The 10,131-nt window shown below is 72.2% G+C and carries 6 protein-coding genes; 4 read left to right on the top strand and 2 right to left on the bottom strand.

Features of this window, described 5'->3' with window-relative positions; translation table 11 throughout:
* The first annotated feature begins 14 nt into the window (after positions 1 to 14).
* From glnE to EZ242_RS15595, 4 genes are all read left to right on the top strand, one after another.
* Positions 15 to 2,786, top strand: coding sequence for a bifunctional [glutamate--ammonia ligase]-adenylyl-L-tyrosine phosphorylase/[glutamate--ammonia-ligase] adenylyltransferase (gene glnE / locus EZ242_RS15580; RefSeq protein ID WP_135286105.1), 2,772 nt, complete (start codon positions 15 to 17; stop codon positions 2,784 to 2,786).
* 129 nt (positions 2,787 to 2,915) lie between these two features.
* Positions 2,916 to 4,322, top strand: a complete 1,407-nt coding sequence (locus EZ242_RS15585) for an efflux transporter outer membrane subunit (protein WP_135286106.1) — start codon at positions 2,916 to 2,918, stop codon at positions 4,320 to 4,322.
* Positions 4,323 to 4,344: 22 nt separating this feature from the next.
* Positions 4,345 to 5,529: an efflux RND transporter periplasmic adaptor subunit gene (locus EZ242_RS15590; RefSeq protein WP_135286107.1), complete on the top strand. Its 1,185-nt coding sequence runs from the start codon at positions 4,345 to 4,347 to the stop codon at positions 5,527 to 5,529.
* A 31-nt stretch (positions 5,530 to 5,560) separates the two neighbouring features.
* Entirely contained in the window at positions 5,561 to 8,650 is a 3,090-nt protein-coding gene (locus tag EZ242_RS15595) for an efflux RND transporter permease subunit (protein ID WP_135286373.1), read from the top strand.
* Positions 8,651 to 8,659: 9 nt separating this feature from the next.
* Here the strand turns inward: EZ242_RS15595 and rfaE2 are convergent, their stop codons facing one another.
* Both rfaE2 and EZ242_RS15605 read right to left on the bottom strand, forming a co-directional pair.
* Positions 8,660 to 9,133 (bottom strand): D-glycero-beta-D-manno-heptose 1-phosphate adenylyltransferase, encoded by a 474-nt coding sequence (gene rfaE2, locus EZ242_RS15600; protein WP_135286374.1) that lies wholly within the window; start codon positions 9,131 to 9,133, stop codon positions 8,660 to 8,662.
* A 35-nt stretch (positions 9,134 to 9,168) separates the two neighbouring features.
* Positions 9,169 to 10,032 carry a ferritin family protein gene (locus EZ242_RS15605; protein WP_135286108.1) on the bottom strand — a complete coding sequence of 288 codons (864 nt, stop codon included), beginning with the start codon at positions 10,030 to 10,032 and terminating at the stop codon, positions 9,169 to 9,171.
* Positions 10,033 to 10,131 lie beyond the last annotated feature (99 nt).

A 10,131-nucleotide genomic window follows, 5' to 3' on the forward strand; every position in this document is an offset into this window, starting at 1 on the left:
AAGTGGCAGGAATTATGAGCCCCGGTGGCCCGGCCCATCCCGCGCAGGAAGGAGAGGTCCTGCCCGGTCAGGGCCTTTCCGCGGACCCCGCACCGTCCTCGCATTCACGCTTCGTGCAGCGCCTGCGCCGCCGCTATGCCGCGGACCTGGACCTGCTGGCTGCGGGCGCCCCCACGCGCGAGTCGCTCGCCGAGTGCTACGAGCGCCTGCGCGCCCGGGAAGGCAGCACCTCGGTGGCGCTGCGCATGCTGCGCCAGCTCACCTTGGAGCGGCTGGTGCGCCTCGACTGCGACGAGGGCGCACCGCTGGAGGTGGTGACCCGCGCGGTCACCTGGCTGGCCGAGCTGGCCCTGGACCGCGCCTGCCTGGACGCCTTCGAGCAGCTCGACGCCCAGCACGGCGCACCGATCGCCCCGGACGGCGGCCGGGCGCGGTTGTGGATCGTCGGCATGGGCAAGCTGGGCGCGCGCGAACTCAACGTCTCCAGCGACATCGACCTCATCTACGTCTTCGACCACGACGGCGAGACCGCCGGGGTCGAGGGGCGCGGCCGCATCTCGAACCACGAGTACTTCGGCAAGGCGGTCAAGCTGATCTATGGCCTGGTGGGCGACACCACCGAGCACGGCTTCGTCTTCCGCATCGACCTGGCGCTGCGGCCGCACGGCAATTCCGGGCCATCGACCGTTTCGCTGGGCGCGCTGGAGGATTACTTCCAGGTCCAGGGTCGCGAGTGGGAGCGCTTTGCCTGGCTCAAGAGCCGTGTGGTGGCGCCACGCGCAGCCATCGAGGACGGCAGCGCCCAGGCCCTGCGCTCGGCGGTGCTGCCCTTCGTCTTTCGCAAGTACCTGGACTACAGCGTGTTCGAGTCGCTGCGCGATCTGCACCGGCAGATCCGCGAGCACGCGGCCCGGCGCGCCGCCGGCCGGCCCGAGCGGGCCAATGACGTGAAGCTCTCGCGCGGCGGCATCCGCGAGATCGAATTCACCGTGCAGCTGCTGCAGGTGGTGCGCGGCGGCCAGTTCCCGGAGCTGCGCACCCGGCCCACGCTGGACGCCTTGCAGCGCGTGGCCGCCGCCGGCCTGATGCCGGCCGCCACGGCCGAGGCCCTGGCCCGCGCCTACGTGTTCCTGCGCCGCATCGAGCACCGCATCCAGTACCTGGACGACCAGCAGACCCATGTGCTGCCCGTGGCCTGCGAGCCGCGCGACGACGGCGACCTGAACTGGATCGCGCGCACCCTGGGCCTGCCCGACTGCTGCGCCTTCCTGCGCGAGCTGGACAGCCACCGCGAGCTGGTGGCCCAGGAGTTCGACACCCTGCTGGGCGGCGCCAAGGCGTGCAGGGGCTGCCACGGCCCGAACGGCCGCCGGCTGGCGGCGCCGGACCTGGACGCGCTGCTGCCGACGCTTCCCCCGCAGGTGCGCGAGCGCGTGGCGGCCTGGCGCCAGCACCCGCGCGTGCTGGCCCTGCGCGAGGACGCGCGCCTGCGCCTGCTGCGCCTGATGGAGCGCACGGCGCAGTGGCTGGAGGAGGGCCGGGTGAGCGAGGTCGCGGCCGTTCGCATGGCCGACTGGATCGAGCCCCTGCTGAGGCGCGAGAGCTACCTCGCCCTGCTGCTGGAGCGCCCGGGCGTGCACGAGCGGCTGCTGCGCCTGCTGGGCGCGGCGCGCTGGCCGGCACGCTACCTGCTCAAGCACCCCGGCGTGATCGACGAGCTGGCGGGCGAGGCCTTCCTGGCCGAGCGCTTCGCCGCCGCCGAGTTCGAGCGCGAACTGCAGGCGCGTCGGGCCGCACTGGCCCGCACCGGGCAGGACGATGAAGAGGCGCTGCTGGACCTGCTGCGGCGGGCCCACCATGCCGAGATCATGCGCACCCTGGCGCGCGACCTGGAAGGGCGCCTGAGCGTCGAGCACGTGGCCGACGACCTGAGCGCGCTGGCCGACTCCGTGCTGCGCGTGACGGCCGGCTGGTGCTGGGAGCGCCTGAAGGCGCGCCACGCCGCGCAGCCGCGCTTTGCCATCATCGGCTACGGCAAGCTGGGCGGAAAAGAGCTGGGCTACGGCAGCGACCTGGACATCGTCTTCGTCTACGAGGACGAGCACGAGGCCGCCCCGGAGAGCTACACCGCCTTCGTCCGCAAGCTGATCAACTGGCTGACCACCAAGACCGGCGAGGGCGACCTGTTCGAGATCGACACCGCGCTGCGGCCCAACGGCAACTCGGGCCTGCTCATCACCAGCTTCGAGGCCTACGCGAACTACCAGCAGAACCGCGGCAGCAACACCGCCTGGACCTGGGAACACCAGGCCATGACGCGGGCCCGCTTCGTCATGGGCGAGCCGGCGCTCGCGCCGCGTTTCGAAGCCGTGCGCGAAGCGGTGATCACCGCCCCGCGCGACGCGGCCGCGCTGCGCGAAGAGATCATGGCCATGCGTGACAAGGTGCGCGCGGCCCATTCGGTGCGCGCCGGCCGCTTCGACCTCAAGCACAGCCCGGGCGGCATGGTCGACGCCGAGTTCGCGGTGCAGTTCCTGGTGCTGGCCCACGCGGCGCGCCACCGCGAGCTCATCCCCAATGTCGGCAACATCGCGCTCTTGCAGCGGGCGCAGGCCTGCGGCCTGCTGCCGGCGCCGGTCGGGGTCGCCGCGGCCGACGCCTACCGCAGCCTGCGCCGGGCGCAGCACCTGGCGCGGCTGAACGAGGAGTCCACCCAGCTGCCGCCCGAGGCCATGGCCACCGAGCGCGACGCCGTGCTGGCGCTGTGGCGCGCCGTCTTCGACTGACAAGTCACACGAAACCGCGACAATCGCCGGCTGGATTTTTCGCGAACGCAGTGCCCACGCCGGCCTGCGCGGCTGACACATGCGCGTGCGGCGCGGCAGCTTCCGCACGCCGAGAGAGGACACGATTCGATGACTTTCCTGCGCCTGGCCGCGGCCTGCGCCTTGCCGCTGTGGCTGGCGGCCTGCGCCGTCCCGCGCGCCCCCGCACCGCCCGAGATCGTGGCGCCGACGCAGTGGTATGCGCCCATGCCGCACGGCGGCCGCCTGGCGGACCTGGTCCGCTGGTGGCGCGAGCTGGACGACGCCGTGCTGGCGGACCTGATCGACCAGGCCCAGACCGGCAGCCCCACGATCGCCGCCGCGCAGGCCCGCATCGCGCAGGCACGGGCGGCGCGGGCGGCGTCCCGCGCCGCGCTGCTGCCCAGCGTGGACGGCGCCGCCTCCCTCACGCGCGGCAACGCGCAGGCGCCGCTGCCCCTGGCCACCACGGCGCAGGTCGGCGCCGAAGCTGGCTGGGAGATCGACCTCTTCGGCGGTCGCCAGTACGCGATCGATGCGGCGCAGGCGCGGCTTCGCAGCGCCGAGGCGGGCTGGCATGACGCCCGCATCACCGTCGCGGCCGAGACCGCCGCCAGCTACTTCCGCCTGCGCGCCTGCCAGCGCCTGCTGGAGGTCTCGCAAGGCGATGCCGGCTCGCGGGCCGAGACCGCGCGGCTCGCGCAGCTGAGCGCCGACGCCGGCTTCACCCCGCCCGCCAACGCGGCCCTCGCCCGCGCCGCCGCCGCCGACAGCGCGGCGCGCCTGATCCAGCAGCGGGCGCAGTGCGAGATCGAGCTCAAGACCCTGGTGGCCCTGACTGGCCTGGCCGAGCCCGCGCTGGCCGCGCGCCTGGCGCAGACACGCACGGCGATACCCGGCACGCTGTTCGGCGTGGCGGCCTTGCCGGCGCGCGTGCTGGCGCAGCGCCCGGACGTGTTCCAGGCCGAGCAGGCGATCGCCGCGGCCAGCGCCGAGGTCGGCGCCGCGCGCGCGGACCGCTACCCGCGCCTGTCCCTGTCGGGCTCCATCCGCGCCGGCCTGGTCCGCACCGGCGGCGACACGGTGGAGGCGCAGACCTGGGCCATCGGCCCGCTGGCCGTCTCGGTACCGCTCTTCGACGGCGGCCGCCGCGAAGCCAACGTGGACGCCGCCATCGGCCGCTACCAGGAGGCCGTGGCGCTCTACCGCGGCCGCGTGCGCTCGGCGGTGAGCGAGGTCGAGCAGGCGCTGGTGGCCATCGACGCGGCGCTGCGGCGCGGCGACTCGGTACGAACCGCCGCCCGAAACTTCCAGGCCTACTTCGACTCCGTTGAAGCGCGCTACCGCAGCGGCCTGGCCAGCCTCGTGGAGCTGGAGGACGCGCGGCGCGACCTGTTCGCCGCGCAGACCGCGGTGGTCGGCCTCGAGCGCGACCTGCAGTCGGCCTGGGTGAGCCTCTACCGCGCCGCCGGCGGTGGCTGGGAGCGCGACGCCTCCGCCCTTGCCGCACAGCCCTGAACCCCCATCCGGACGCCTTCCCATGCACGCATCCACCCTCCGCACGCCCCTCCTGCTGATTGCGCTGGCGCTCGTCCTGGCGGCCTGCCAGCGCAACGAGGGGCCGGACGCCGCTTCAGGCAGCCCGGCCGCCACCGCGCCGGAACCCAAGCCGGCCCTGACGGTGACCACCACCACGCCGCTGCGCGCGCAGCTCGCGCAGACGCTGGCCGCCAACGGCAACATCGCCGCCTGGCAGGAGGCCAGCATCGGGGCCGAGACCGGCGGGCAGCGCCTGACCGAGGTGCGCGTGAACGTGGGCGACCGCGTCAAGAAGGGCCAGGTGCTGGCGGTCTTCGCGCGCGACACCGTCGATGCCGAAGCCGCGCAGGCCCGCGCCACGCTGGCCGAGGCGGAAGCGGCGGCCGCCGAGGCCGTGGCCAACGCCCAGCGGGCGCGCAGCCTGGAGGCGACCGGCGCGCTCTCGGCCTCGCAGATCAACCAGTACGTGACCGCCGCCGAGACGGCGCGGGCGCGGGTGCAGGCAGCCCGCGCGGCGCTGGACGCGCGGCAGCTGCGCCAGGGCCAGACCCAGGTGGTGGCGCCCGACGAGGGCATCATCTCCGCGCGCAATGCGACCGTGGGCGCCGTGGTGGCCAGCGGCACCGAGCTGTTCCGCCTGATCCGCCAGGGCCGCCTGGAGTGGCGTGCCGAGGTCACCTCCGACGCACTGGGCCGCCTTCGGCCCGGCACCCCCGCCGAGGTCACGGCCGCGAGTGGGGCGAGGCTGCAGGGCCGCGTGCGGACCATCGGCCCCACGGTGGACCCGCAGACCCGGCAGGCCCTGGTCTATGTGGACGTCAAGCCGGTCGGCGAGGGCGGCAACGCGCTGCCCGGCATGTACGCGCGCGGCAGCTTCGACCTGGGCAGCGCCTCCGCGCTCACCGTGCCGCAGACGGCGGTGGTGGTGCGCGACGGCTTCAGCTACGTGATGACGCTCACGCCCGACAACCGCGTCCAGCAGGTGAAGGTGCAGGCCGGGCGCATCGTGGGCGACCGGATGGAGATCATCGAGGGCCTCGCGCCCGATGCACGGGTGATCGCCTCGGGCGGCAGCTTCCTGAACGAGGGCGACGTGGTGCGCGTGGTCGATCCGACCCCGCAGCCGGGCGTGGCCGCCGCCGCCCCCGACGGCGCCGCGCCGGGCAACGGCGCTGCCGCGAAGTGACCGGCCGCGCCGGACCAAGGCTTCCAAGATGATGAACGTCTCCTCGTGGTCGATCCGCAATCCCATTCCGGCGGCCATGCTTTTCGTGCTGCTCACCTTCGGAGGGCTGCTGTCCTTCAAGGCGATGAAGGTGCAGAACTTCCCGGACATCGACCTGCCCACGGTGAGCGTCAGCGCGGCGCTGCCGGGCGCTTCGCCGGCGCAGATGGAAACGGACGTCGCGCGCAAGATCGAGAACGCCCTGGCGACCGTCCAGGGGCTCAAGCACATCTACACCAAGGTGCAGGACGGCGTGGCCACCATCACGGCCGAATTCCGCCTGGAAAAACCCACGCAGGAAGCCGTCGACGACGTGCGTTCGGCGGTCGCGGCCATCCGCGCCGACCTGCCCTCGGACCTGCGCGACCCCGTCATCAACAAGCTGAACCTCGCCGGCCAGCCGGTGCTGGCCTACGCCATCGCCTCGCCGCGCATGGATGCCGAGGCGCTGTCCTGGTTCGTGGACAACGAGGTCTCGCGCAAGCTGCTGGCCGTGCCGGGCGTGGGCGCCGTCAAGCGCGTGGGTGGCGTGGACCGCGAAGTCCAGGTGAACCTGGACCCGCAGCGCATGCTGGCCCTGGGCGTGACCGCGGCGGACGTCTCGCGCGCGCTGCGGCAGGTGCAGGTGGAGGTGGCCGGCGGACGCGCCGAGCTCGGCAGCGGCGAGCAGCCCGTGCGCACCCTGGGCACGGTGCGCACCGCTGGTGAGGTCGCGGACATCCGCGTCCCGGTGCCGCGCGGCCGCTCGGTTCGCATCGGCGACGTCGCCACCGTCCGCGACAGCTACGCCGAGCCGCGTTCGGCGGCGCTGCTGGACGGCCGGCCGGTGGTGGGCTTCGAGGTCGCGCGCAGCAAGGGCGAGAGCGAGGTGGAGGTCGGCGCGGGCGTGCGCACGGCGCTCGCCGAACTGCGCGCCGCCCACCCGGACATCGAGCTCACGCAGGCCTTCGATTTCGTCACGCCGGTGGAGCAGGAGTACGACGCTTCGCTCAAGCTGCTGTACGAGGGCGCGCTGCTCGCGGTGCTGGTGGTGTGGCTGTTCCTGCGCGACTGGCGCGCGACCTTCGTGTCGGCGGTAGCCCTGCCCATGTCGGTGATCCCGGCCTTCCTGGGCATGTACCTGCTGGGGTTTTCCATCAACGTGGTGACGCTGCTGGCGCTGTCGCTGGTGGTCGGCATCCTGGTGGACGACGCCATCGTGGAGGTGGAGAACATCGTGCGCCACCTGCGCATGGGCAAGAGCCCCTTCCAGGCCGCGATGGAAGCCGCCGACGAGATCGGCCTGGCCGTGATCGCCACCACCTTCACGCTGATCGCTGTGTTCCTGCCCACGGCCTTCATGAGCGGCGTGGCCGGCAAGTTCTTCAAGCAGTTCGGCTGGACGGCGTCCCTCGCGGTGTTCGCCTCGCTGGTGGTCGCGCGGGTGCTCACGCCCATGATGGCGGCCTACCTGCTCAAGCCCATCGTCACCGCCGAACGCGAGCCGCGCTGGCTGGCCGCGTACATGGGCGCGGCGCGCTGGTGCCTGCGCCATCGCGTCACGACCATGGTGCTGGCGACCTTGTTCTTCTTCGGCTCGGTGGCGCTCATCCCGCTGCTGCCCACGGGCTTCATCCCGCCGGACGACAACTCCCAGACCCAGGTGTACCTGGAGCTGCCGCCGGGCTCCACGCTGGCGCAGACGCGCAATGCCGCCGAACAGGCGCGCACCTTGATCGGACGCGTGCCGCACGTGCAGAGCGTCTACACCACCATCGGCGGCGGCAGCGCCGGCGGGGACCCCTTCGCCGCCGGGGGCGCGGCCGAGGTGCGCAAGGCCACGCTCACGGTGCTGCTGGCCGAACGCAGCGAGCGCCCGCGCAAGCAGCCGATCGAAAACCAGATCCGCGGCGCGCTGGAGGCCCTGCCCGGCGTGCGCAGCAAGGTGGGGCTGGGCGGCTCGGGCGAGAAGTACATCCTGGTGCTCACCGGCGAGGACCCGCAGGCCCTGGCCACGGCGGCGCGCGCGGTCGAGCGCGACCTGCGCACCATCCCGGGCCTGGGCAGCGTGGCCTCCACCGCCAGCCTGGTGCGGCCGGAGATTTCCGTGCGCCCGGACTTCGCCCGTGCAGCCGACCTGGGGGTGACCAGCGCAGCCATCGGGGAGACGCTGCGCATCGCCACCGTGGGCGACTACGACGCGGCCCTGCCCAAGCTCAACCTCTCGCAGCGGCAGGTGCCCATCGTGGTCAAGCTGGCCGAGTCGGCGCAGCAGGACTTGTCCCTGCTGGAGCGCCTGCAGGTGCCGGGCGCGCGCGGCCCGGTGCCGCTGGGCGAGGTGGCCCGCTTCGACCTCACCGGCGGACCGGCCGTGATCGACCGCTACGACCGCTCGCGCAACATCAACTTCGAGGTCGAACTCTCGGGCCTGCCCCTGGGCGAGGTCAAGGCGGTGGTGGACGAGCTGCCCTCCATCCGCAAGCTGCCGGCCGGGGTGCGCGTGGTGGAGATCGGCGACGCGGAAGTCATGGGCGAGCTGTTCGCCAGCTTCGGCCTGGCCATGCTCACGGGCGTGCTGTGCATCTACATCGTGCTGGTGCTGCTGTTCAAGGACTTCCTGCACCCGGTGACCATCCTCGCGGCGCTGCCGCTGTCACTGGGCGGGGCCTTCGTGGGGCTGCTGGCGGCCAATGCCAGCTTCTCCATGCCTTCGCTCATCGGCCTGATCATGCTCATGGGCATCGCGACCAAGAACTCCATCCTGCTGGTGGAGTACGCCATCGTCGCCCGCCGCGACCACGGCATGAGCCGCCTGGAGGCGCTGCTGGACGCCTGCCACAAGCGCGCCCGCCCGATCATCATGACCACCATCGCCATGAGCGCCGGCATGCTGCCGATCGCCGTGGGCTGGGGCGCGGCGGACCCGAGCTTCCGCTCGCCCATGGCCATTGCCGTCATCGGCGGCCTGATCACGTCCACGGTGCTGAGCCTGCTGGTGATCCCGGTGGTGTTCACGTACGTGGACGACGTGGAGCACTTCGTGCGCCGCATGGTCGCGCGGCTGCGCGGCCGGCGGCACGAAGAGCGTGCGAGCGCCGGCTGAGGGAGGCGCTCAGGCGCCTCGGACGCGCTTCACGAACGAGGTGGTGGAGTAACCCTCGACGAACGGAATCGCCAGCGCGCGGCCGCCCCAGCTTTCCACCAGGGTGGTCTCGGCGAGGCGGCGCATGTCGTAGTCGCCGCCCTTGACGTACACGTCGGGCCGCAACTCGGCGATGAGCTGCACCGGGGTGTCCTCGTCGAACCAGGTCACCAGGTCCACGGACTCCAATGCCGCCACCATGGCGGCGCGATCCTGCTCGTTGTTGAGGGGGCGGTCCGGACCCTTGCCGAGGCGACGCGCGGAGGCGTCGGTGTTGAGCGCCAGCACCAGGCTCGCTCCCTCGGCCCGGGCCTGGGCGAGGTAAGTGACGTGGCCGCGGTGCAGCACGTCGAAGACGCCGTTGGTGAAGACCACGGGCCGGGGCAGCCGCGCCGCCGCTTCGGCCGCGCGCTCGCGCGGCACGAGCTTGCGCAGGAAGGCGATCGGGGCGGGCGCGCCGGCCCCGGAGCCCGCCAGGCTCACGCCGCGCTGGCCTCGCGCAGAGCGCCCGCCGCGAGGCTGGCAGTCAACTCCTTGCGGTAGCGATTGAGCTCCTGCACGTTCTTGAAGCTGCGGTCCATGAGCAGCCCCAGGTTGTGCAGGATGCGCTCGACCACCTTGTTCTCCCACTGCAGGTCGAAGGCGATCTGCTTGTCCAGCCAGTGCTCCAGCCACTCGGGGTCGGGCAGGCGGCTCTGGATGGTGTCGCGCGGGAACAGGGTCTTGTTCACGTGCAGGTTGGTCGGGTGCAGGGCCTGCGCGGTGCGACGCGCGCTCGCCATGAGCACGCCGATCTTGGCGAAGGCGGCCCTGGCTTCGTCGCCGCAACGCGCGATGGCGCGCTTCATGTAGCGCAGGTAGGCGCCGCCATGGCGGGCTTCGTCCTGGCTCAGGGTGGTGTAGATCTGCTTGATGACCGGCTCGGTGTGCCACTCGGCCGCGCGGCGGTACCAGTGGTTCAGGCGGATCTCGCCGCAGAAATGCAGCATCAGCGTCTCCAGCGCGGGCGCCGGCTCGAACTCGAAGCGGATCTCGTGCAGTTCCTGCTCGGTGGGCACCAGGTCCGGACGGAAGCGCTTGAGATACTCCATCAGCACCAGCGAGTGCTTCTGCTCCTCGAAGAACCAGATGGACATGAAGGCCGAGAAGTCGCTGTCGTCGCGGTTGTCGCGCAAGAACATCTCCGTGGCGGGCAGGGCGGCCCACTCGGTGATGGCGTTCATCTTGATGGTCTGGGCCTGCTCGTCGGAGAGCAGGGACGCATCGAAGCGGTCCCAGGGAATGTCCTTGTCCATGTGCCAGCGGACGGACTCGAGCTGCTTGAAAAGTTCGGGATAAAGCATGAGGAAGACGTGGTTGCGTGAATTTTAAGCGGCGCGCGCGAAGCGCCCGTGGGCGCATAACCCGTCGCCGCGACGGACTTGCGCTATCGATACCGCGCA

This window comes from Ramlibacter rhizophilus, from assembly GCF_004681965.1.
In the GTDB taxonomy this organism is placed as follows: Bacteria; Pseudomonadota; Gammaproteobacteria; order Burkholderiales; family Burkholderiaceae_C; genus Ramlibacter; species Ramlibacter rhizophilus.